General features: G+C 62.4%; 1 protein-coding gene. It reads left to right on the forward strand.

Annotation, left to right across the window (positions count from 1 at the left end; translation table 11 throughout):
• Nucleotides 1-441, forward strand: a 441-nt coding sequence (locus ACZXDY_RS46420; protein WP_464350090.1) for a transposase, incomplete at its 5' end; no start/stop codon positions are given.
• Nucleotides 442-473: the final 32 nt, after the last annotated feature.

A 473-nucleotide genomic window follows, 5' to 3' on the forward strand; every position in this document is an offset into this window, starting at 1 on the left:
AAGGTGCCGAAGTCGGTGCAGCCGAACATGAAGGCCGATCTCCGCGAGATCCGCGATGCGCCGGATCGGGCGAGCGCCGAAGCTGCGATTGGCGTCTTCGTCGACAAGTACGCCGTCAAATACCCAAAGGCGGTCGACTGCCTGACGAAGGACCGCGACGAGTTGCTGGCCTTCTTCGACTTCCCGGCCGAGCATTGGGACCACCTGCGCACATCCAACCCGATCGAAAGCGTCTTCGCCACAGTCCGCCACCGGACCGTCCGCTCCAAGGGAAGCCTGTCGCACAAGACGGCAAGGCTCATGGTCTTCAAGCTCGTCATGAGCGCCGCCAAAACCTGGCGCCGGCTGAAGGGCGAAAATCAGTTGCCAAGGGTCATTGCCGGCGTCAAATTTACCGACGGCGTCGCAGAATCGACGACGCCAGCTAACCGCGCCGCCTGATCGGCCCCATCACCCAATTTCGGCCATAGCTC

This window comes from Bradyrhizobium sp. LeoB3, assembly GCF_055456055.1.